The 21,378-nt window shown below is 61.9% G+C and carries 21 protein-coding genes; 12 read left to right on the forward strand and 9 right to left on the reverse strand.

Annotated features, from left to right (window positions below):
* Positions 1-430 precede the first annotated feature (430 nt).
* The 4 genes from G3O01_RS43790 to G3O01_RS43805 all read right to left on the reverse strand — a co-directional run bounded on the left by G3O01_RS43790 (position 431) and on the right by G3O01_RS43805 (position 3,192).
* Positions 431-1,873 carry an MFS transporter gene (locus G3O01_RS43790; RefSeq protein WP_346779272.1) on the reverse strand — a complete coding sequence of 481 codons (1,443 nt, stop codon included), beginning with the start codon at positions 1,871-1,873 and terminating at the stop codon, positions 431-433.
* A gap of 112 nt (positions 1,874-1,985) precedes the next feature.
* Positions 1,986-2,354: a DUF190 domain-containing protein gene (locus G3O01_RS43795; protein ID WP_205813723.1), complete on the reverse strand. Its 369-nt coding sequence runs from the start codon at positions 2,352-2,354 to the stop codon at positions 1,986-1,988.
* Positions 2,355-2,370: 16 nt separating this feature from the next.
* Positions 2,371-2,775 (reverse strand): hypothetical protein, encoded by a 405-nt coding sequence (locus G3O01_RS43800; RefSeq protein WP_205813724.1) that lies wholly within the window; start codon positions 2,773-2,775, stop codon positions 2,371-2,373.
* A 90-nt stretch (positions 2,776-2,865) separates the two neighbouring features.
* Positions 2,866-3,192 carry a DUF190 domain-containing protein gene (locus tag G3O01_RS43805; protein WP_205813725.1) on the reverse strand — a complete coding sequence of 109 codons (327 nt, stop codon included), beginning with the start codon at positions 3,190-3,192 and terminating at the stop codon, positions 2,866-2,868.
* Positions 3,193-3,382: 190 nt separating this feature from the next.
* Here G3O01_RS43805 and G3O01_RS43810 point away from each other — a divergent pair, with 190 nt between their 5' ends.
* Positions 3,383-4,165, forward strand: a complete 783-nt coding sequence (locus tag G3O01_RS43810) for a class I SAM-dependent methyltransferase (protein WP_205813726.1) — start codon at positions 3,383-3,385, stop codon at positions 4,163-4,165.
* A 10-nt stretch (positions 4,166-4,175) separates the two neighbouring features.
* On the opposite strand, the gene G3O01_RS43815 is transcribed toward G3O01_RS43810, so the two are convergent.
* The 4 genes from G3O01_RS43815 to G3O01_RS43830 form a co-directional block, all read right to left on the reverse strand.
* The gene (locus G3O01_RS43815; RefSeq protein WP_205813727.1) at positions 4,176-4,757 is read right to left on the reverse strand and encodes a TetR/AcrR family transcriptional regulator; all 582 of its coding nucleotides are present in this window, start codon (positions 4,755-4,757) and stop codon (positions 4,176-4,178) included.
* A gap of 74 nt (positions 4,758-4,831) precedes the next feature.
* The gene (locus G3O01_RS43820; protein WP_205813728.1) at positions 4,832-6,523 is read right to left on the reverse strand and encodes an ATP-dependent DNA ligase; all 1,692 of its coding nucleotides are present in this window, start codon (positions 6,521-6,523) and stop codon (positions 4,832-4,834) included.
* Positions 6,520-7,596 (reverse strand): ligase-associated DNA damage response exonuclease, encoded by a 1,077-nt coding sequence (locus G3O01_RS43825; protein ID WP_205813729.1) that lies wholly within the window; start codon positions 7,594-7,596, stop codon positions 6,520-6,522. The genes G3O01_RS43820 and G3O01_RS43825 overlap by 4 nt, the downstream gene beginning before the upstream one ends.
* Positions 7,597-7,787: 191 nt before the next feature.
* A complete protein-coding gene (locus G3O01_RS43830) occupies positions 7,788-8,174 on the reverse strand; it encodes a hypothetical protein (RefSeq protein ID WP_205813730.1) in 387 nt (128 codons plus the stop codon).
* A 162-nt stretch (positions 8,175-8,336) separates the two neighbouring features.
* Between G3O01_RS43830 and katE the strand changes: the two genes are divergently transcribed.
* The gene (gene katE / locus G3O01_RS43835; protein WP_205813731.1) at positions 8,337-10,508 is read left to right on the forward strand and encodes a catalase HPII; all 2,172 of its coding nucleotides are present in this window, start codon (positions 8,337-8,339) and stop codon (positions 10,506-10,508) included.
* 62 nt (positions 10,509-10,570) lie between these two features.
* Here katE and G3O01_RS43840 read toward each other — a convergent pair whose 3' ends face one another.
* Entirely contained in the window at positions 10,571-10,918 is a 348-nt protein-coding gene (locus G3O01_RS43840; RefSeq protein WP_205813732.1) for a DUF3564 family protein, read from the reverse strand.
* A 317-nt stretch (positions 10,919-11,235) separates the two neighbouring features.
* Between G3O01_RS43840 and G3O01_RS43845 the strand changes: the two genes are divergently transcribed.
* The 10 genes from G3O01_RS43845 to G3O01_RS43890 all read left to right on the forward strand — a co-directional run bounded on the left by G3O01_RS43845 (position 11,236) and on the right by G3O01_RS43890 (position 20,952).
* The gene (locus tag G3O01_RS43845; RefSeq protein WP_205813733.1) at positions 11,236-12,201 is read left to right on the forward strand and encodes a LysR family transcriptional regulator; all 966 of its coding nucleotides are present in this window, start codon (positions 11,236-11,238) and stop codon (positions 12,199-12,201) included.
* A 195-nt stretch (positions 12,202-12,396) separates the two neighbouring features.
* On the forward strand, positions 12,397-12,888 hold the full coding sequence (locus G3O01_RS43850; protein ID WP_205813734.1) for a hydroxyquinol 1,2-dioxygenase: 492 nt from the start codon (positions 12,397-12,399) through the stop codon (positions 12,886-12,888).
* Between the two features lie 30 nt (positions 12,889-12,918).
* Positions 12,919-13,914, forward strand: coding sequence for a hydroxyquinol 1,2-dioxygenase (locus tag G3O01_RS43855; protein WP_205813735.1), 996 nt, complete (start codon positions 12,919-12,921; stop codon positions 13,912-13,914).
* Positions 13,915-14,001: 87 nt separating this feature from the next.
* A complete protein-coding gene (locus tag G3O01_RS43860) occupies positions 14,002-15,465 on the forward strand; it encodes an aldehyde dehydrogenase family protein (protein ID WP_205813736.1) in 1,464 nt (487 codons plus the stop codon).
* Positions 15,466-15,500: 35 nt separating this feature from the next.
* Positions 15,501-16,559: a maleylacetate reductase gene (locus G3O01_RS43865; RefSeq protein WP_205813737.1), complete on the forward strand. Its 1,059-nt coding sequence runs from the start codon at positions 15,501-15,503 to the stop codon at positions 16,557-16,559.
* A 38-nt stretch (positions 16,560-16,597) separates the two neighbouring features.
* Positions 16,598-17,491 (forward strand): intradiol ring-cleavage dioxygenase, encoded by an 894-nt coding sequence (locus G3O01_RS43870; RefSeq protein ID WP_205813738.1) that lies wholly within the window; start codon positions 16,598-16,600, stop codon positions 17,489-17,491.
* On the forward strand, positions 17,491-17,823 hold the full coding sequence (locus G3O01_RS43875; protein ID WP_205813746.1) for a Rieske (2Fe-2S) protein: 333 nt from the start codon (positions 17,491-17,493) through the stop codon (positions 17,821-17,823). The genes G3O01_RS43870 and G3O01_RS43875 overlap by 1 nt, the downstream gene beginning before the upstream one ends.
* Positions 17,824-17,922: 99 nt before the next feature.
* Positions 17,923-18,870: an ABC transporter ATP-binding protein gene (locus tag G3O01_RS43880; protein ID WP_205813739.1), complete on the forward strand. Its 948-nt coding sequence runs from the start codon at positions 17,923-17,925 to the stop codon at positions 18,868-18,870.
* Positions 18,867-19,628, forward strand: a complete 762-nt coding sequence (locus G3O01_RS43885; protein WP_205813740.1) for an ABC transporter permease — start codon at positions 18,867-18,869, stop codon at positions 19,626-19,628. Before G3O01_RS43880 ends, G3O01_RS43885 begins: the two co-directional genes overlap by 4 nt.
* Before the next feature lie 106 nt (positions 19,629-19,734).
* Positions 19,735-20,952, forward strand: a complete 1,218-nt coding sequence (locus G3O01_RS43890; protein WP_205813741.1) for a sensor histidine kinase — start codon at positions 19,735-19,737, stop codon at positions 20,950-20,952.
* Positions 20,953-21,378: the final 426 nt, after the last annotated feature.

A 21,378-nucleotide genomic window follows, 5' to 3' on the forward strand; every position in this document is an offset into this window, starting at 1 on the left:
TGCCACCTGGGCGGCCGTAACCAGTCGCTGCCGGTTGCTGCGCTACGGGTGATTGAAGTGGGTGAGGCGCACGTTCTGAGCGTTGGCAACGGGCGGTGACTGAGAGGTTGCCGTATGAAGCGGAGGACCCGTTGGGGGGCCCTCAGGCGGTGGTCAAGAATGGGCGGTGTTAGCCCGCTTTCTTTGCTTACTTTCTTTGCGGCGGCAAAGAAAGTAAGTGCCGCCCCGCACAGGGGCAACGCATGAAGAACCGATAACAAAACGCGGATGCCAGCCTCAACACAAGCAAACCGAGACCAACCGTCGCAAGACCAGCCAAAAGCGCATGCCGCCCCGCACAGGGGCAACGCATGAAGCACCAAACAAAACGCGGACGCCAGCGATAACCAAGCAAACCAAACAAAGCGTCGCAGACAACAAAAAAAAACCACTACGCTTTGGTAGTCACCTCCCGCTTCCCCCTAACAATCTCATCCCCAGCATTAACAGCAAGCCGTCTGGTAACAGGAATAGAAGCAAAAGAACAAAGCCCGACCACAACAAAAGCGGGCCAGAAATCCGACCACTGCAAAGCCGAATGCCCATGCAAATAACGGGTAATAGAAAGCACGATACCGGCAACGGTAACGCCTAACCCGAGAGAAATCTGCTGCACGACACTACCCAGGCTGGTAGCGCGACCGACATCGCGACTTTCAATCTCCGCATAAGTCATCGAATTCAGACTCGTAAACTGCAGCGCAGGAAAGAACCCACCGAGCAACACGACAACCCAGATCAGCCACGTCGGCGTACCGGGAAAAAACGCGCCGCACGCCGCAATCGCAATCCCTGAAAGCGCCGCGTTATACATCAGCACCGTGCGAAATCCCCAGCGCCGCAGCACAGTCGCGGCAAGCGTGCGCATGAACATGCCGCCAAACGCCGAAGCACAGGTAATCAGACCGGACTGAAACGCACTCATCCCAAGCCCTTCCTGCAGCACGAGCGGCAGCAAGAACGGCACAGCACCGAGACCGATACGGAACAGCGAACCACCCAGCACGCTGGCCTGAAACGTCGGGACACGGAAAAACCGCAAATCGAGCAACGGGCGCTCGACACGCCGCGCATACAGCACATAAACGCCAAGCATGACTGCGCCGACCAACGTCATCACAGTAGCCGTCGTGCCCGTCACCAGTTCGCCGTCGGTCAACGAAAGCCCGAGCAGAAACAGCGATGCCCCGCCCGCCGACAGTACGAACCCCGTCCAGTCGAGCGGCCCCGGATGCGGCTCGCGAGTGTTCTTGATGTACTTGTTGGTCAGCCAGATGCCGAGAATGCCGACAGGAATATTGATGAAGAAAATCAGCCGCCAGTGCAGATACGTCGTGATAAAGCCGCCGAGCAACGGCCCCGCCGCAGGCCCGAGCATCGCAGGCACACTCAGGTAGTTCATCGCGCGTATGTACTCGGAGCGCTCCACGACGCGGAAAATGATGATGCGCCCAACAGGCACCATCATTGCGCCGCCCACGCCCTGTATAAAGCGCGCAACCGTGAACGTCGCGAGTGACGTGGACGCCGCGCACAACAGCGAGCCGACCACGAAAATGCCGATCGCCGTGCGGAACACCGAGCGCGCGCCGAAACGATCCGCCAGCCATCCGCACACGGGAATGAACACGCCCAGCCCCAGCACATAGCTGGTAACGGCGATTTTCAGTGTGACGGGATCCCGGCCGAAGGCGCGCGCCATCTCAGGCAGCGCAGTGACGATGACATTCGCATCGACGCTCTCCATGAACATCGCGCAGGCGACGATGACGGGAGCGATAAAAGCCTTGATGGCAAGCAGCACGGGCGGCGAGCGATGTAAGTGAACGTTGATTATTGCATAGCCTGTCCGTCGAATGCCATGACGTTGTGCTTACAACTGCATTTTAAGGCGCAGGATATAAAGCTCGGAGCGCCACCCGATGTCGACGCCGAAGGGTCGCGGCTCAGCTTCCGTGGCGTCTGAACAGTCCGTGATGTTTTTCGGTACTGGCCACAGCGTCGCCGCCAATCCAGCCGAACTCCACGGGCATGCGCATGTAAAACACGTGCACGTTCGCCGCGCGCACGATGTCCAGCAGGCGGTCGGCTTCGTCATCGGTAGTGGCGAGGATCACCTGCTGCGGCTGATCGGCGAGCGACAGCGCGTGCGCCGCGTGGTGCGCGCCGGCGTGCCCGACGCCCTGCGCGCAACTCACGACACTCGCGCCACGGATGCCGAGCGTGCGCGCCTCGTGCAGCAGCCATTCGCAGACGGTCTGATGACCGTGCCGCCGGTTGCGCTCGGTGAAGAAAGTCAATTGACAGCCGTTCATCGCGACGCTCGCGCCGTTAATGCCGTCCAGGCTGCGCGTGCGGCGCCGGAGCGGGCGGCGCGCTGCTGCCCGCGTGGCTCACGTGATCGCGGGCATAGTCGACGGCTTCGAGCAGCACGGAGGCGATTTCGCCGACGCGCTCGCGCGGTATCCGTATCTCGACCCATTCGCGCATCGCCGAGCGGCCGTATGGCTGGAACGCGAACGCACGCCCGGCGTCCACCAGCGTCGCCGCGCGCTCGGCGGGCAGCTTGATGCCGATGCCGCTGCCATACACGCAGAATGCGAGATGTGCGCCGACGAACGCGGCCGGGCAGCCGAACATCGTGCCCGCGCGCAAGGAAGGATCCTTGTCGTGAACGCAAGCGAACACCGCATCGAACAGTCCGACATCATGCAAGAGTCTTGGCTCTGTTTTCATCGCGTTTCTCCTGTCGCCCGGGTTCGCGTGTGCGAACTGGTAAGCGTGTGCGTCGCTGTGTGCGTCAGACGTGAAGCAGATTACGCGCTTTCAGGGAACACCGCTGTCGAGCGCCTCGTACTCGACAGCGCAGCGCGTATAGAAGAGGGGGACGTTGCCTTGCCGCAGGCGTTCGAGCAATGCATCGACGCGCGCGCTTTCGCCCGCGAGCGTGATGGCGACGGGCTGATCGGCCAGTTCGACGAAGCGCGCCGCGTGATACTTGCCGTGCACGTCCACGCATTCGCTCACCTCGACCACGGTTGCGCCCTGGATGCCCGCCTGTCTGGCTTCATCGAGTATCCAGCCGATGGTCGTCTGGTGATGCCTGCGCGGGCCTGTGGTGGCCGCGAACACGGTAAGCTGGCTGCCTTGCATGCCGACCTCCATGCGCTGTGCGCCGTCGTTAAAAACTATTATCGCGCTGTCGATGCAAGTGCGACAGTCTCGCAAGAGCGATGCCCGTTTGAATGCGGCACTGCGTCATGCATCCGGTTGCGCACGAGCATTTGCTCGCGTGTAAATGGATCGTTCACAATGAACGTCTTCGACACTGCAAACCATCGACATGACCGACGACACGTCACACGTTCATCACGCGGCGACCGAGGGCTACACGAAGGGCGCGAATACCTACGTCAAGGGACGGCCCGACTATCCGCCGGAACTGGCAGGCTGGCTGAAGGGAGATCTCGCGCTCGCGCCGGGCAAAACCGCGGTGGATCTCGGCGCGGGCACGGGCAAGTTCACGCCGCGCCTGATCGAAACGGGCGCGCACGTGATCGCCGTCGAGCCGGTTGCGCAGATGCGCGAGAAGATTACCGCTGCGCTGCCGCAAGTCGATGCGCGCGAAGGCACGGCGCAACGCTTGCCGCTCGACGACGCATCCGTCGACGCCGTGCTCTGCGCGCAGTCGTTCCACTGGTTCGCGACGCGTGAAGCGCTCGCTGAAATTCGCCGTGTGCTGAAACCGGGCGGGCATCTCGGGCTCGTCTGGAATGTGCGCGATGCGCGCGTGCCGTGGGTCGCGCAACTCGATGCGATCGTCAATGCGCGTGAAGGCGATGCACCGCGCTATCACTCGGGCGCGTGGCGCAACGTGTTTCCGGCAGAGGGTTTCGGTGCGCTGGAAGAGCTGCACTTGCCGCATGGGCACACGGGACCCGTAGAAGATGTGGTCGTCACGCGCGTTCATTCGACCAGCTTCATTCAGGCACTGCCGCCCGAAGAATGGGCTCAGGTTGAACGCGAGGTGCGCGCGCTGATCGCATCGGAGCCGGCGCTCGCGTCGCACGATACGGTGACGGTGCCTTACGTCACCTACGCGTACCGCGCGACACGGACCGGTTGAAGCGAAGCACCTAGTGCTTGCGCACCAGCACGTCGACGAGCGCGAACGCCGTCTGCCGGAGTTTCTTCGGATCGCCGTACACGCGCTCCATCACCGCGATACCGCGCGTGGTCGTGACGATCAGGTTTGCCGCCTGTTGCGGCGCCAGCGTGAGTTGCGCGCGTGCTTCTTTCGTGTCGAGCACGGCGAGCACGGCCGCTTCGAGTGCGTCGAGCATGGACTGCAATGCGCCGCGCACGCGCGGCGATTCAGGGTCGATCTCGACAGCCGTTTTGGTCGACAGACAGCCGCGCGCCGGCGTGCCCTGCGAGATCGAACGGATCGCGAACGTGAAGAACGAAGTCAGCGCATCATGCAGATCGGGTTTGTCGAGCGCCTTGCGCGCGTCGGCGACGAAGCGCTGCGCATAGCGTTCGAACACGCGCATGAAGATCTCTTCCTTGTCGCCGTATGCGTTGTATAGCGAGCCGCGCTGCACGCCCGTCGCTTCGGCGAGATCCAGCATCGATGTGGCGCGATATCCCTTCTGCCAGAAAACCTCCAGCGCGTGCGCGAAAGCGTCGTCTTCATTGAACTGACGAACTCCTGCCATGTTGTGCCCCGGTCATGGAAATGCCCAAAACCGTATTTTGACAGCATTGGCTAGCATGCACAAAGAAGCTGCCATTAGCGCACGCTTTCGCGTTCGTCGATAAAACCCTTTAACGTGACGAGCGTGTCGGCGTCGTCGATATGCTTGTCGGTGCGCCAGCGCAGCATGCGCGGAAAGCGCACCGCAACGCCCGATTTGTGGCGCGGGCTCGCCTGAATGCCTTCGAAGCCGATTTCGAATACGAGCGTCGGCGTGACGCTGCGCACCGGGCCGAATTTCTCGATCGTCGTTTTGCGCACGATGGCGTCGACCTCGCGCATCTCTTCATCCGTCAGACCGGAATAGGCCTTCGCGAAGGGCACGAGCGTGCGCACGCCGTCGGCTTCGTCCCACACGGCGAACGTGAAATCCGTGTACAGACTCGCGCGCCGGCCGTGGCCGCGCTGCGCGTAGATCAGCACGGCGTCGATCGCGTAGGGGTCGATTTTCCACTTCCACCATGTGCCGGATGCCTTGGTTCGGCCTACGCCGTACATCGAATCGCGTTCTTTCAGCATCAGGCCTTCGACACCACGCGTGCGGCTTTCATCGCGCAACGCGGCGAGAGCGGTCCAATCGCGTGCATCGACGAGCGGCGATACGCGCAACAGGTCTTTCGCGAGCGTGTCCGTGAGCGTCGAAGCCAGTGCGTCGAGCCGCGCGCGACGTTCGTGCAGCGGCTGCATGCGCAGATCTTCGCCATTCGATTCGAGCATGTCGTAGGCAAGGAACGTCGCGGGCGATTCGGCGAGCACGCGCTTCGTCAGCGACTTGCGTGTGATGCGCGGCTGAAGCCGCGCGAACGGCAGCGGCGCGAGCGCATCAGGTTCCCACGCGAGAATTTCACCGTCGATCACGCTGCCGTCGGGCAGTGCTTCACCAAGCGCGACCACTTCGGGGAAGCGGTCCGTGATCAGGTCTTCGCCGCGCGACCAGACCCACACGCGGCCGTCGCGCTTCACCACCTGCGCGCGGATGCCGTCCCACTTCCATTCGGCGAACCACGACGCCGGATCGCCGAGCGTCGCGGGATCGGCCTGCAACGGATGCGCGAGAAAGAACGGATACGGCAGGCCGAGTTCGCTTTCGTGGCGAACCGTGGCGCTGTCGGTGCCATCGGCTGTGTCGCCGGAAGGCGCGGGCGCGATCAGGCGCAGATAGCGCGCGGCATCGGGCGGCTGGCTCGAATCCGTCCAGCCGACCATGCGCTGCGCGATCAGCTTGTGATCGACGCCCGCCACATCCGCGAGCGCGCGCACGACGAGTTGCCGCGCCACGCCAACACGAAAGCCACCGCCGATCAGCTTCGTGAACAGAAAGCGCCCGCTCCAGTCGAGTTCGTCCCAGTACGCGACGAGCCGCTCGCGCAGCACTTCCGGCGACGCGCCGCGCAGCGTCAGGATGCGTTCCTCGATCCATTGCGTGAGGCCGAGTTCGGACGTGCGCGCTGCGGGCGGCAACACGTGCGCGATGGTTTCCGCAAGATCGCCGACGGCCTGATACGACTCTTCGAATAGCCATTCGGGCAAACCGGCGCGTGTGCGCGCGATGTCGGTGAGCAGACGCGTCGGCACGGACTGGCGCGGCTTGCCGCCCGCGAGAAAATACGACGCCCACGCGGCGTCCTCGGGCGGCGCAACGCGGAAATATGCGATCAGCGCGTCGAGCTTGTCGCGCGTCGAGGTCGTCGCGTCGAGCGCCGTGTAGAGGGTGGCGAAGCGTTTCATGGTGCGTCGGACGTCGTTTCGACGGCGCTCGTCGAAGCTTCGCCGTCGTTGGCCGCCGCGGCCTCCGCTTCGATCGCGTCGTCGCCATATTCGGTCGCGAACGCGCCCGCTTCGAGGCCTTGCTCGCGCAGCCAGCGCACCATCGGTTCGACCTGTCCGTGCGTGACGATCACGCGCTGGGCGCCCGTCGCGGCGATGGCCGTTTGCAGGCCGGGCCAGTCGGCGTGATCGGACAGCACGAAACCGCGGTCGACGCCACGCCGCCGGCGCGTGCCGCGCAGCCGCATCCAGCCCGAGGCGAACGCGTCGCTGTATTCGCCGAAGCGCCGCAGCCACGCGCTGCCCTGTGCGGACGGCGGCGCGACGACGAGCGCCTGCCTGAAGGCTTCCTTGTTTTTCGCGGGAATCTCGCTGACGAGCCGCACGGACGGCAGCGCGACACCCGCCGCGCGATATGCGCGATTCAACGGCTCGACGGCACCGTGACAGAAGATCGGCCCGATGCCCGCGTCGATGCCCGCGAGAATGTGCTGCGCCTTGCCGAACGCATAGCAGAACAGCACGGAAGCGCGGCCCGACGCCGCGTTGTGGCGCCACCAGCTGTTAATGCCGTCGAACACCGTTTGCGGCGCGTCCCAGCGATAGATGGGAAGCCCGAAGGTGGACTCGGTGATGAAGGTATTGCAGCGCACGGGTTCGAACGGCACGCAGGTGGGATCGGGATCGAGCTTGTAGTCGCCGGATGCGACCCACACTTCGCCGCGATACTCGACGCGCACCTGCGCCGAGCCCAGCACATGCCCTGCCGGGTGCAACGATACCTCGACGCCGTTGATCGCGATGCGCTCGCCATAAGCGAGCGTTTGTAACGCGATGCCGGGCAGCCGCGACAGCAGTACCTGCGCGCCAGGCTCGGCGGCGAGATAGCGGCGATGTCCAAAGCGCGCGTGATCGGCGTGTGCGTGCGTGATGATTGCGCGTTCGACGGGGCGCCATGGATCGATATGGAAATCGCCTGGCGGGCAATACAGGCCTTCCGGGCGCGCGACGATCAGGTCCGGCTGTTGGCTCAAGTTTGTCTCCGCGGCATTGGCCTGTGCATCAATGGACCTGAGCGGCGATGCGGAAGTTCATCCGCATGCATTGATCCGATATTGACCCGGTTTGCGGGATGCTGGTGCGAATGCAAAGCGCCCCGGCGTCGTTGAGACACCGGGGCGCGCTCAACCGCCCGTTTCCAAGCGCCGATCAGGTAGGCAGAGCGCTACTGCCCGCCCTGATTCGTGCCGTTCGTGCCCGGCTGCATCGTGCCGTTCTGCTGCATCGTACCGTTGTTATACGTACGGCTCTTGCTGGCGCTGTTCGGCGTCGAGCCCGTCCCTGTACCTGTGCCGCCGCCCGTCGCCGTCGTGCCCGGCGAGCCGTAGCCGCTGTCGTTGGTCGTGCCGCGCTGCATGCGGTTCACGCCTGCGCCCGGCGACGCTACGCCGCCGGCACCGCCCGTATTGCCGCTGCCTGCACCGACGCCGTTGCCCGCTGCACCGCCGCCTGCGCCGTTACCGCCTCCGCCGCCCGCGCCTTGCGCATAGGCGCCGCCGGATAGCGCCATCACGAGGGCAGTGGCTAGTACCTTCTTCATGGTGCTTTTCATGGTCGAACCTCCAGAGATGGTTTGATCGTCACGAGTCGTTAAGTCGACCCGCACGTGCCTTCATTTGCGCAAACCCTGTGCCGCGGGGCGTGCCTGACTGAGTCGCGTTGAGTCGCCTTCATCGCGCTCACCAGGAACACTGTTTGCGCCAGGTCGTTGACGATGCATGCGCCTGCGCCACCGCGTTGCGCGCACCAACGACGCACCAACGAGAGCAAAGGAGTCCAACAGATGGCAAGCAAGCAGCGCAACCATTCGTCTTCCACACATGGGGAAGACCTCAAGTCGAAGGATCTCGAACGGTCCCGCGTGCGGCCGCAGAATGAAGCGCTGCGCACGAATCAGGGCGTGAAAATCGCGGATAACCAGAACACGTTGCGCGCTGGGCCGCGCGGTCCGTCGTTGCTGGAAGACTTCATCATGCGTGAAAAAATCACGCACTTCGACCACGAGCGCATTCCCGAGCGCATCGTGCATGCGCGCGGCTCGGCGGCGCACGGCGTGTTTCAGGTCTACGAGTCGATGGCCGAATATACAAAAGCGGCCTTTTTACAGGACCCGTCTGTGCAAACGCCCGTCTATGTGCGTTTTTCCACCGTGCAGGGTCCGCGCGGTTCCGCCGATACCGTGCGCGACGTACGCGGGTTTGCGACGAAGTTCTACACGTCGGAGGGCAACTACGATCTGGTCGGCAACAACATGCCGGTGTTCTTCATTCAGGATGCGATCAAGTTTCCCGACTTCGTACATGCCGTCAAGCCGGAAGCACCGAACGAAATGCCGACGGGCGGCTCGGCGCACGACACGTTCTGGGACTTCGTCTCGCTCGTGCCCGAGTCCGCGCACATGGTGTTATGGACGATGTCCGACCGCGCGATTCCGCGCAGCCTGCGCACGATGGAAGGCTTCGGTATACACACGTTTCGGTTCATCAACGCGAAGGGCGCGATGCGCCTCGTGAAGTTTCACTGGCGGCCGGTGCTCGGCTCGTATTCGTTGTTGTGGGACGAAGCGCAGAAGATTGCCGGCAAGGATCCGGATTTCCACCGGCGTGATCTGTGGGAAGCGATCGAACGTGGCGACTATCCCGAGTTCGAACTCGGCGTGCAGATCATCGAAGCGAAGGACGAAGATTCGTTCGATTTCGATCTGCTCGATCCCACCAAGCTCGTGCCCGAGGAAATCGTGCCCGTGAAGATCATCGGCAAGATGACGTTGAACCGGAATCCGGACAACTTCTTCGCTGAAACGGAGCAGGTCGCGTTTCATCCGGGGCATCTCGTGCCGGGCATCGATTTCACGAATGATCCGCTATTACAGGGGCGTTTGTTCTCATACACGGATACGCAGATCAGCCGGCTAGGCGGTCCAAACTTCCATGAGATTCCGATCAACCGGCCTGTCAGCCCGAACGTGAACAACCAGCGCGACGGCATGCACCGGCAGACGATCAACGTCGGCGAGGCCTCGTACGAGCCGAACTCAGTCAGCGACGCGTGGCCGAAGGAAACCGATCCCGCTGCAAAGGACGGCGGTTTCGAGAGCTATGCCGAGCCGATGGAAGGCACGAAGATACGCGTGCGCAGCGAGTCGTTCGCCGATCATTTCTCGCAGGCCGCGCTGTTCTATCAGAGCATGAGCGATGTCGAGAAAGAGCATATTGCGCTCGCGTATCAGTTCGAACTCGGCAAGGTGACGAAACCCGAAATTCGCGCGCGCGTGGTCAACGAGATTCTCGCGAACTTCGATGCGGACCTCGCGGCACAAGTGGCAGAGGGGCTTGGTCTGCCGAAGCCTGAAAAAGGCGCGCGTGCCGTCGGCAAGCAAAAGCCCTCACCGGCATTGAGCCTGTTGAATCGCGTGGTGCCCGGCATCAAGACGCGCAAGATCGCAGTGCTCGCTGCGCCCGGCAGCGATAGCGCAGAGATCAAAAGCGTGCAGGCGGCGCTGAAAGCGGAAGGCGCGGCGCCGCTGCTGATCGCACCGACGCTCGCGCCCATCGACGGCATGAACCCCGATGCGACGATCTCCGGCATGCCGTCGATCATGTTCGACGGCGTGGTGATCGCAGGCGGCGAGAAGGGCGCAAAAGCGCTCGCGCAATCGGGCGACGCGCGTCACTTCGTGCTCGAAGCGTTCCGGCATCTGAAGGCGATTGCGGCGATGGGCGCAGGCAAGGACGTGTTGAGCGCGGCGCATCTGCCTGACAAGGCAGACGGCGTGTCGATCGGCGGCGACGGCAAGGCCGATGCGGTGCTGAAGCTGTTTATCGAAGCGGTGGGCCAGCATCGCGTGTGGTCGCGTCGGGAAATGGCGGAGTCGGTGCCTGCGTGACGCGGACTTCACTCGCTAAAGAAAAGCGCCGCTGATCCAGCGGCGCTTTTTCATGAAAGCTGTTAGCGGCGCGCAGCAGGCGTCCCCTCACGCTCAACGGCTTGCAGCCGCCAGAAACCGGCCACAGGATCTGGCCGCGAATTCGAAATCCACGTCGCCTGGCCTTGCGCGGATGTCATGTTGCCATGCCGGTCCACGCGCACGCCGTACAGCGTCACGAGCGGCTGCTCGCTGCCGCGCGCGCACAGCGACATCACGTGCCCGTCCTCGCGCATCTCGCCTGACGACGGTAACTCGACGCCGCGCCGTTCCTGCGAAGTCCACGCGTGGCTGAGCGTGTCGAGCCACAACACCGCGTAGTCATGGTTGATAGTCGGGTCGGATGTGTTGATCAGAATCGAAAGACGCATGCAGCCTCCATGTCCGCTTCATTGCAGGCGCGCGAGCTTCGCAGCAGCGCAATGGCTTTCGCCGTATCAAGCAACGCGTGTTCCACGTAGTGGGAAATTGCCGTATCCACGGTGCCGCAAGGCCAAGTGGCACACCATCCGGTGTTGCGCCGCACATTGCTCTGTACAAAGTGCACGCGCGCGTTGGCGTTTTTACGCGCTCTGTTGATTCGCCGCGCATCGCGATGTCATGCGCAAAAAAACGTACACTCGGCATATACAACAGAAATGGCCTTTCTCATGCAGTGCAGCAGAGAAGGCGTTGCACAGGAGACAGCATGGATCTGTTCATGTCGATGGAAGCGTTCGTGCGGGCCGCCGAGGCCCAGAGCTTCGCGAGCGCCGCGCGCCAGCTGGGCGTGGCGAAATCCGTCGTCACGTCACGTGTGAAGCAGCTCGAAGAGCACTTCGGCGTGCCGCTCTTTCATCGGTCGACGCGTGCGGTGCGCCTGTCGGAGGTCGGCGAGACGTATTACCGCGAATGCGCCGAACTCGTCAACAAGGTCCACGATCTGTCGGGCCGCTCGGCCGCGCAGCACGAGTCGCTGTCGGGCACGCTCAACGTGCATGTGTTGCCGGGCTTCGCGCTCGGTCATTTCTCGCGCGCGCTGATCGAGTTTCGCGAGGCGCACCCGCGCATCGAATTCGTCGTGACCGTCAACGACCGCGTGATCGACCCCGTGCAGGAAGGCTTCGATCTCGCCTTGCAGATCTATCCGCCTGCATCGAACCTGCTCGTCGAACGGCGGCTCTTTCCCGTGCGCGGCGTGCTGTGCGCCGCGCCCAATTACCTGAAAGAAGAGCCTGTGATCGAAACGCCGCTCGATCTGCTGCGGCACGATTTCGCGCGTTACTCGTACTACCCGTGGGGCGACAAGTGGCCGCTGATGAAGGGCAACGAGTGCTTCGAAATCGCGCTCAATCCCGTGCTGAAAACCAATAGCGTGCACCTGCTGCTCGAATTCGCGCGGGCGGGCGCGGGCGTCGTCTATCTGCCGACCATGGTCGCCGCTGCCGATCTGCTCGAGCGTCGGCTCGAGCGCGTGCTGCCCGACTACGCGGCGCCGCCGTTGTGGCTGTCGGCCGTGTACCCGGCGTCGCATCGCTCGACGGCGAAGGTGAAGGCGTTCGTCGACTTCCTGCGCGAGCGCTATCTGCGCGAGCCGCAGTGGGACAAGGCGCTCGGCATCGCGCCCGACGATGAAGACACGAAGAGCGTAGGCGAAGAACTCGCCGACCAGTGAGCGCCGTGCGGCCCGCCGGGCACGCCTTGCTCGCCGACACCAGGTAGTTCCCCTGGGGCGTTTTGCCCGCATCCGGCGTTCGGATTTGCCGACCCTCGGATCATTGCTGTTGCGTCTTTCGGCACTTACTCTTGCGTCCATGGCATCACGCAAGACGTAGCCGACAGAAATCAACGGAGATTCAAGGAGGCAGACATGCAGCAAACCTGGTTGGGGAGTCTCGACAACTTCCGCAAAGGCTCCATCGAAATCATCAAGGGCAAGCCCGAACACTACGCGATGTCGAATGTGTTCGAAGTCGCGAGCCATGCCGCGCCGTACGAAAAGATCGTGGTCGGCAAGAACCTCAAGTACGTGATCGAGACGCTGCGCGCGGAAGGCGAATCGCCGTGGTTCACGGCCTCGCATGACGAGTTCTGCGTGGTGATGGATGGCGAGATCGACGTGCATTTCATCAAGCCTTCGGACGGCCCGCTCGTCGATGCGCAAACGGAAGGCAGCGTGCGTCTGGACGGCACGCCGCATGGCAAGAGCATGGGTTTCGTGCGGCTGCGCCGCGGCCATCAGGCGCTGTTGCCCGCGGGCGCCGCGTATCGCTTCGAGACGGCAGGAAAAGGCGTGCTGCTCGTGCAGACCATTCTGGGCCGCTATTCGGTCGAGAAGTGGAAAGACATCTGCATTCAGTAACGCATCGCGCACAACTTTTCTGGAGTGGTCATGAGCACAGTCAACACGCTGCAAAACGTCCGCGCGAGCGAGCCGGATGCGGTCACGGGTTATCGCACGTTCCAACTCGGCGACTTCGAGTTTTCTCGCGACGCGTACTTCGTTACGCTCAAGTGGCCGGCCAAAGGCCAGCAGCGCTCGCATCAGATGCATGCGGACGATTTCCTGCGCGCGATGATGCGCGACGTCGCATGGGGCTTCTTCTACGGCTGGGTGAATTTCGACGAAGTGATCGGTACGCGCAATCACTACGGCAAGGTCGACATGTATGCGGGTGCGTATAACGCCGCGTTCCGCGATGCAGGCGTCGATCACACGCAGCAGTTCGACGCGCCCGTCATCATGGCGACGTTCAAGGCGATCCTGAAGGACTGGGTGAACGAAGGCTTCGATCCGTTTGCCGCGCCTGAAGAGACGGGTTCCGCATTCGGTGCGAAGCATGGCGATAACGTTGCGGCAATCGAGCGCTCGCGCATTGCGACCAAACGGATGCCCGGACTCGAAGGCGATTCGCCGTTGCGCGACGAGTTTCCGATTAACCGCCAGTTCGCCGATGTCTCGCAAGACGAACCGGAGATTCACGCTGCGCCTGGTTTCGAGAAAGACCTGCATGCATTCAGCCTGTTCAAGTATCTGTCGCGCTCGGATGTGACGTGGAATCCGTCGGTGACGTCGGTGTGCAAACAGAGTCTCTTTTGCCCGACGACGGAAGAATTCGTGCTGCCCGTATTTCATGGCAACGATCGTGTCGAGTGGTTCCTGCAACTGTCGGATCAGATCATCTGGGATGTCGCCGATAAAGACACCGGCGAGCCGCGCGCACGTATCACGATGAACGCGGGCGATATCGCCGCAATGCCCGCCGACATCCGCCACAAGGGCTATTCGCAGAAGCGTTCGATGCTGCTGGTGTGGGAGAACGCCACGCCTGATCTGCCAAAGCGCTACGAGAGCGGTGAACTGCCGCCGTATCCGATCCAGTTTTAAACATCTCGCCTGTTCCCGACTGACGGCGCCGGATAGCCGGCGCTGCGGGAGCCCGCACGCCTAAACGTCTTACCGAGCAGGACTGACATGCAAACGCAACTCTTCATCGACGGCCGCTTCGTGCCTTCGCTTTCGGGCGAAACCCTCGCGACGCTCAACCCTCACGACAACTCGGTGATTGCCGACGTGGCGATGGCCAATCACGCCGATATCGATCGCGCGGTGGCTGCGGCGAAAGCGGCATTTCCGAAGTGGAGCAAGATGGCGGGCGCCGAGCGTGGCCGCCTGCTGCTCAAGCTTGCCGATGCAATCGAAGCGAACGCGGACCGCCTTGCGCACCTAGAATCGATCGATACCGGCCACCCGATTCGCGACACGCGCAATCTCGACGTGCCGCGTACGGCAGCGACGTTCCGCTACTTCGGCGGCATGGCCGACAAGTTCGAAGGCTCGGTGATTCCCGTCGAGCAGGGCTTTCTGAACTATCTGACGCGCGAGCCGGTTGGTATCGTCGGGCAGGTGGTGCCGTGGAATTTCCCGTTGATGTTCACGAGCTGGAAGATGGCACCGGCGCTCGCTGCGGGTAACTGCGTAATCATGAAACCCGCTGAACTTACGCCGCTTTCCAGTCTCGCGATTGCGGAACTGATGGCTGAAGTGGGTTTTCCCGCGGGCGTCGTCAATATTCTGCCGGGGCTTGGGCATGTCGCGGGTCAGTACATTGCGGAGCATCCGGAGATCGGCAAGGTCGCGTTCACCGGGTCGACGGCTGTTGGGCGCAAGGTTGTGCAGGCGTCGAGCGGCAATCTGAAGAAGGTGCAGCTCGAACTGGGCGGCAAGGGTGCAAACGTCGTGTTCAGCGATGCGAATATCGATGCCGTCGTGCAAGGCTCCGCGTTCGGCATCTTCCATAACCAGGGGCAGGCGTGTATCGCGGCGTCGCGGATGATCGTGCATGAATCGATTGCCGATGAAGTGCTGGAGAAGTTCGTTGCGCTCGCGCGTTCGATCCGCATTGGCGATCCGCTCGATCCATCGACGGAAATGGGTCCGCTTACGTCGCGTCAGCATCGTGACCGCGTGATGTCATATGTCGATGTCGCGCGCGAGCAGGGTGGACGTGTGCTGACGGGCGGCAAATCGCCGGATAACGCGGCGCTCGCGAAGGGCTGCTATGTCGAGCCGACCATCGTCGAAGCGAAGCCGACCGATCGCGTGTCGCAGGAAGAAGTGTTCGGTCCGTTCATGACAGTGGCGACGTTCCGCACCGACGAAGAAGCGCTCGCGATTGCGAACGGCACAGAGTATGGTCTCGGCGCCGGACTGTGGACACGCGATCTGCAACGCGCTCACCTGATTGCGCGCGAGATTCATAGCGGCATGGTGTGGGTGAACTGCTACAAGCGCGTGAGCCCGGGGTCGCCGTTTGGTGGCGTCGGCGCGAGCGGCTATGGACGTGAAATGGGCTTCGAAGCGATGCGCGAGTACACTCAGGCCAAGTCGGTGTGGATCAATGTCGATGCGCAGATTCCCCCTTATTTTCCGCGTTGAAACCGTGCTGGAACCGTGTTGGAGCCGCTAACCTCATGGAATCGTTCGTTTATCAGAGTTTGCCTTCGCGGGTCGTGTTCGGCGCGGGCAGTCTCGATCATCTGGATCGCGAAATCGAATTGCTCGGCGCACAGCGTGCCATCGTGTTAGCGACGCCGCAGCAGCGCGCACAGGCCGAGCAGCTTGCGGAGCGTATCGGGCCGCACGCGGCGGGCGTCTATGCGGAAGCGGTGATGCATGTGCCCGTCGAAACGGCGCGGGCGGCGCGCGAGTACGCGGCACGCGTCGGTGCTGATTGCGCGATCGCAATTGGCGGCGGTTCGACGACGGGTCTCGGTAAAGCGATCGCGCTCGAAACGTCGTTGCCCATCATCGCGATTCCGACTACTTACGCCGGCTCGGAGATGACGCCGATCTACGGCCTCACGGAAGCGGGCGTGAAGAAGACGGGCCGCGATTTGCGTGTGTTGCCGAAGACGGTCATCTATGATCCCGCGTTGACTGTGTCGCTGCCGCCCGCGCTTTCGTTGACGAGCGGCATCAACGCGATTGCGCACGCAGCCGAAGGTCTGTACGCGCAGGACACGAACCCGATCATGAGCCTGATGGCGGAAGAGGGCATCCGCGCGTTGGGCGAGGGCTTGCCGCGCGTGATGAAGACGCCAGGCGATCTCGATGCGCGCGGCGCGTGTCTTTATGGTGCATGGTTGTGTGGCGCCGTGCTGGGCAGTGTTGGCATGTCACTGCATCACAAGCTGTGTCATACGCTTGGCGGCACGTTCAACCTGCCACACGCGGAGACGCATACGATTGTGTTGCCGCATGCGCTCGCCTACAACCGCACGGCGGCGCCACACGCGATGCAGCGGATCGCGCGCGCCTTGCATGCAGACGATGCGCCGCAAGCCGTGTTCGATCTCGCACGCGAGAGCGGCGCGCCGACCGCGCTGAAGGACATTGGCATGAAGGAAGCGGATATCGATCTTGCGCTTAATCTTGCGTTGAAGAGCCCTTACTGGAATCCGCGCACGGTGGAGCGTGAACCGCTGCGCGCGTTGCTCGAAGACGCGTACGAAGGACGCAGACCCGCATAATCGACACGACAACCGGCGCCATAGAGCGTGAGGACATCATGAGAGAGACAAACGATACGACGGCAGTTCATCCCATCACCGACATCGTGCTCGCCACGCTTTCAGGCTGCGATGACGCGCGTCTGAAGGAGATCATGACGGCGCTTATCAGGCATGTGCATGCGTTCGCAGAAGAAGTGCAACTGACGGGCGACGAGTGGCGGCGCGGTATCGAGTTCCTGACGCAAACGGGCAAGAAGTGCGACGGCATTCGCCAGGAATTCATTCTGCTGTCGGACACGCTTGGTCTATCGATCATGCTCGACGCGATCCATCGTCAGAATGATGTGACGGAATCGGCCGCTACCGAGAGCAGCCTGCTCGGGCCGTTCTATCGCGAAGGCGCGCATGACGAAGCGTTCGGCGCGAACATCGCCCGTACGGAAGGCGAGCCCGCTCTGTTTCGCGGGCGGCTCATCGACGAAGCGGGCAAGCCCGTGCCGAACGCATTGATCGAAGTGTGGGAAACAGCCAATAACGGCATGTATGAAGGCCAGGATCCGGACCAGCCGGAAAGCAATCTGCGTGGCCGCTTCCGCTCGGGGCCGAACGGCGAGTACGCGTTCCGTTCGATCAAGCCGACGCCGTACCCGATTCCGACGGACGGTCCTGTCGGTCAGATGCTGCTTGCGGTCGGCCGTCATCCGATGCGGCCTGCACATGTGCATTTTCTGATTCAGGCTCCGGGCTATGACACGCTCACGACAGCGCTGTTCAGTTCCGACGATCCCTATGTCGAATCGGATGCTGTGTTCGGTGTGAAGCCTTCGCTGGTGGTCGAGTACGTGAAGAACGAAAGCCACGCCGACGCGAAAGAGTGGGATTTGCCTAGCCCCTTTTTCGACGTGCAACGCGACTTCGTGCTGACGCGTCCAGATGGAGCGGCGCGATGATGACGGCCACCGTGTTGTGTTCGCTCGATGACATCCCCGATGGTGGTGGAAAACAGGTCGCGGGCGACGGCGAGGCCGCTGTCGTCGTGCTGCGCCGCGGCGAACAGGCGTGGGCGTACCGCAATGTCTGCCCGCATTTCTCGATTCCCCTCAACTACGAGCCGGACACGTTCTGGACTTACGAAGGCGAGCATCTGATGTGCGCGCACCATAGCGCGATGTTCCGCTTCGAGGACGGCGTGTGCGTCGACGGGCCATGCCTGGGCGCGGCGTTGACGCGCGTGCCGGTGCGTGTGGAAGACCGTCAGGTGATCGAAGGCGACACCGTTTGACAAAACCGCGTACGCCAGCCGCTGGACCGCCAGCCGCTGGAACGTCAAATCGGGCAGAGTAACGGCATGGCCGGGCCGTATCTGCTATCGTTCGCGTCTATGCAACCCATCATCTCGGTCTCGAATCTTTCGAAGACGTACGCATCGGGTTTCCAGGCCCTCAAGCGTATCGATCTCTCCATTCGCCAAGGCGAAATCTTTGCATTGCTTGGGCCGAACGGCGCGGGCAAGACCACGCTCATCAGCATCATCTGCGGCATCGTCAACGCGACGGAAGGCACGGTGACCGTCGACGGACGCGATATCCGCAATGACTATCGCGCCGCGCGCTCGCTGATCGGCCTCGTGCCGCAGGAACTGACCACCGATGCATTCGAAACCGTCTGGGCGACGGTCTCGTTCAGCCGCGGGCTGTTTGGCAAGCCGAAGAACCCCGCGTACATCGAACAGGTGCTGCGCGATCTCTCGCTGTGGGAGAAGCGCAATAGCCGCATCATCCAGCTTTCGGGCGGCATGAAGCGGCGCGTGCTGATTGCAAAGGCGCTGTCGCACGAACCGCGCATCCTGTTTCTCGACGAGCCGACTGCCGGCGTCGACGTCGAATTGCGCCGCGACATGTGGAAGCTGGTGCGTTCGCTGAGCTCGAATGGCGTGACGATCATCCTGACCACGCATTACATCGAAGAAGCCGAAGAGATGGCTGACCGCATCGGCGTGATCAACGGCGGCCAGATCATGCTCGTCGAAGACAAAGTGGAACTGATGCGCAAGCTCGGCAAGAAGCAGTTGACGCTGCAACTCGAAGCGCCGCTCGCGAGTATTCCCGCGTCGCTCGCGGGCTACGGTCTGGAGCTTGCTAACGAGAACGGCGAACTGATCTATACCTACGACGCCGAACGTGAGAAGAGCAGCAGTATCGTTGCGCTGCTCAACGACCTCAGCGAAGCGGGCATCCGCTTCAAGGATCTGCATACGACGCAAAGTTCGCTCGAAGATATCTTCGTGAGTCTCGTGCACAAACAACAACAAGAGGAGAGCGTGCGATGAACATCTATGCCATCCGCGCGATCTATCGCTTCGAAATGGCGCGCACGGGCCGCACGCTGATGCAGAGCGTGATCGCGCCTGTTATTTCGACGTCGCTGTACTTCATTGTGTTCGGCTCGGCGATCGGCTCGCGCATCCGCGAAGTGGAAGGCATCAGCTATGGCTCGTTTATCGTGCCGGGGCTGATCATGCTGTCACTGTTGTCGCAGAGCATTTCGAATGCTTCGTTCGGCATCTATTTCCCGCGCTTTACAGGGACGATTTACGAACTGCTGTCCGCACCCGTGTCGTATCTGGAGATCGTGATCAGCTACGTCGGCGCGGCCGCGACCAAGTCGATCATTCTCGGCCTGATCATTCTCGCCACGGCGGGACTGTTCGTGCCGCTGCAAATCCAGCATCCTGTCTGGATGCTCGCGTTTCTCGTGCTGACCGCCATCACGTTCAGTCTGCTCGGGTTCATCATCGGTATCTGGGCGGATAACTTCGAGAAGCTGCAACTGGTGCCGCTGCTCATCATTACACCGCTGACGTTTCTCGGCGGCAGCTTCTATTCGGTCTCGATGCTGCCGCCCGCTTGGAAGGTCATCACGTTGTTCAATCCGATCGTCTATCTGGTCAGTGGGTTTCGCTGGAGCTTTTTCGGGCTTGCGGATGTGAGCGTCGGTATCAGTCTCGGCATGACGGCGCTGTTTCTTTGCGTTTTCCTTGCGATCATCGCGTGGATCTTCAAAACGGGTTATCGCCTAAAGTCGTAGTACGATAAACGTCGTTGGCGCGAAGCCGACATGGGGAGGACTGCGGCGCGGCACGTCGCACATTCAATATCGCAACGACGCTTTCAGCGAGGCGCGCGCGACAACCATGGCCACGACGCAATCACGACCGCTCGGCGCATTTGCTGCGCACATCCGTAGCAACGAGGTCGAACTTACCGAACGCTGGCTGAAATCGGTATTTAGCGATGTCGAACTGACCGAGCCAGATCGTCTGACGAACGAGCAGCTGACGGACCACGTGCCCGACATACTCGATTCGATGTGCAGCGCGATCGAGCAGCAGGACCTCGAAGAACTCGAGCCTGAAATCGAGCGCAAGGCGAAGCTGCACGGCAAGATGCGCTGGAAGCAGGGCTACCGCATCGACGAACTGGCGCGCGAGCTCGATCTGTTTCGCCAGGTGCTGATGGGCGCCGTGGTGCAGTACGCGGAATCGCATCCCACCTTCACGCGGCGGCACGAAGAGCGCGCGCGTTATTTCATCGATGAAGCCGTCAGCTTCGTCACGCTCACGTCGATTCGTGAAGTAGTCACTGAACGTGACCGCAAGATCGACGAATACACGGGACGGCTCGAGCGCGCCAATCACGAACTGTTGCTCAAGCAGAAGCTGGTCGGCGAACTGTACGAATCGCGCATGCAGATCACGCGCAGCGTCGTGCATGATTTGCGAAACTTTCTCAATGTGTTTTCGATGGCGTTGCAGCTGGTCTCGCGTGCGCCTTCGAAGACCGAAGCTGCGCTTGCCCTGGCAAACCGGCAGGCGGCCGACATGAAGGTGCTGGTCGATGAACTGGTCGAGTACTCGGTCGTGCTCGGTGATACGAATCAGGTCGCCGTTGAGTCCGTCGATCTGCACGCGCTGTTCGAAGAACTGGTTGCTTCGTGTGGTCCTACGATTCGCGAGAAAGGGCTCAAGCTGAATGCGTCTTTCGACGGAGAACTTGCTTCTGTTCAGTCGAACCGGCTCAAGCTCAAGCAGATCGCCATCAATCTGCTGACGAATGCGGCGAAGTATACGAAGGCGGGTGAGGTGACGCTTGAGATGCGCACGCGCGGCAACGATAAGTGGTATCTGCGGGTCTCGGATACGGGCGTGGGGATCGGTGCGACGGATCGTGATCGTGTTTTTAAAGAGTTCGAGCGCGCGAATGATGATGATGTGCCCGGGGCGGGGCTTGGGCTTGCTATCGTTAAGGAGTTGTCTCGTATGCTCGATGGAGAGTTGCGGTTTGATTCTCAACGCGGGGTTGGGACTACGTTTGAGATTACTTTTCCGTTGCAGTTGGGGTTTGGGTCGTAGGTGGTTTTTTTGTCTGCGACGCTTTGGGTGGTTTTTTTGGGTTTTCGCTGGCATCCGCGTTTTGTTACTGGTGCTTCACGCGTTGCCCCTGTGCGGGGCGGCACTTACTTTCTTTGCCGCCGCAAAGAAAGTAAGCAAAGAAAGCGGGCTAACACCGCCCGTTCTTGACCACCGCCTGAGGGCCCCCAATGGTTCCTCCGCCTCAATCGGCGTTCTGCCTTTCACTGCCCGTTGCCAGCGCTTCGAACAGGCGCCTCACCCACTTCAACCACCCGTAGCGCAGCAAACGGCAGCGAATGGTTACGGCCGCCCAGGTGGCAAACTGTGTGTAGGGCGTAGTGGTTCAGACGTCAGCGCTCTTACGACACCGATCGAATTTTTCAGTCCGGAGTGGAACGCATACGCCGCGACAGCCGACACACAGTT

It is taken from the genome of Burkholderia sp. Ac-20365 (assembly GCF_017104715.1).
Lineage (GTDB): Bacteria > Pseudomonadota > Gammaproteobacteria > Burkholderiales > Burkholderiaceae > Paraburkholderia.

Excerpts from the sequence above, each read along its gene's own strand:
- G3O01_RS43795 (WP_205813723.1), bottom strand. The coding sequence starts at position 2,354 with ATGAACGGCTGTCAATTGACTTTCTTCACCGAGCGCAACCGGCGGCAC.
- G3O01_RS43800 (WP_205813724.1), bottom strand. The coding sequence starts at position 2,775 with ATGAAAACAGAGCCAAGACTCTTGCATGATGTCGGACTGTTCGATGCG.
- G3O01_RS43805 (WP_205813725.1), bottom strand. The coding sequence starts at position 3,192 with ATGCAAGGCAGCCAGCTTACCGTGTTCGCGGCCACCACAGGCCCGCGC.
- G3O01_RS43810 (WP_205813726.1), top strand. The coding sequence starts at position 3,383 with ATGACCGACGACACGTCACACGTTCATCACGCGGCGACCGAGGGCTAC.
- G3O01_RS43815 (WP_205813727.1), bottom strand. The coding sequence starts at position 4,757 with ATGGCAGGAGTTCGTCAGTTCAATGAAGACGACGCTTTCGCGCACGCG.
- G3O01_RS43820 (WP_205813728.1), bottom strand. The coding sequence starts at position 6,523 with ATGAAACGCTTCGCCACCCTCTACACGGCGCTCGACGCGACGACCTCG.
- G3O01_RS43830 (WP_205813730.1), bottom strand. The coding sequence starts at position 8,174 with ATGAAAAGCACCATGAAGAAGGTACTAGCCACTGCCCTCGTGATGGCG.
- katE (WP_205813731.1), top strand. The coding sequence starts at position 8,337 with ATGCATGCGCCTGCGCCACCGCGTTGCGCGCACCAACGACGCACCAAC.
- G3O01_RS43840 (WP_205813732.1), bottom strand. The coding sequence starts at position 10,918 with ATGCGTCTTTCGATTCTGATCAACACATCCGACCCGACTATCAACCAT.
- G3O01_RS43845 (WP_205813733.1), top strand. The coding sequence starts at position 11,236 with ATGGATCTGTTCATGTCGATGGAAGCGTTCGTGCGGGCCGCCGAGGCC.
- G3O01_RS43850 (WP_205813734.1), top strand. The coding sequence starts at position 12,397 with ATGCAGCAAACCTGGTTGGGGAGTCTCGACAACTTCCGCAAAGGCTCC.
- G3O01_RS43855 (WP_205813735.1), top strand. The coding sequence starts at position 12,919 with ATGAGCACAGTCAACACGCTGCAAAACGTCCGCGCGAGCGAGCCGGAT.
- G3O01_RS43860 (WP_205813736.1), top strand. The coding sequence starts at position 14,002 with ATGCAAACGCAACTCTTCATCGACGGCCGCTTCGTGCCTTCGCTTTCG.
- G3O01_RS43865 (WP_205813737.1), top strand. The coding sequence starts at position 15,501 with ATGGAATCGTTCGTTTATCAGAGTTTGCCTTCGCGGGTCGTGTTCGGC.
- G3O01_RS43870 (WP_205813738.1), top strand. The coding sequence starts at position 16,598 with ATGAGAGAGACAAACGATACGACGGCAGTTCATCCCATCACCGACATC.
- G3O01_RS43875 (WP_205813746.1), top strand. The coding sequence starts at position 17,491 with ATGACGGCCACCGTGTTGTGTTCGCTCGATGACATCCCCGATGGTGGT.
- G3O01_RS43880 (WP_205813739.1), top strand. The coding sequence starts at position 17,923 with ATGCAACCCATCATCTCGGTCTCGAATCTTTCGAAGACGTACGCATCG.
- G3O01_RS43885 (WP_205813740.1), top strand. The coding sequence starts at position 18,867 with ATGAACATCTATGCCATCCGCGCGATCTATCGCTTCGAAATGGCGCGC.
- G3O01_RS43890 (WP_205813741.1), top strand. The coding sequence starts at position 19,735 with ATGGCCACGACGCAATCACGACCGCTCGGCGCATTTGCTGCGCACATC.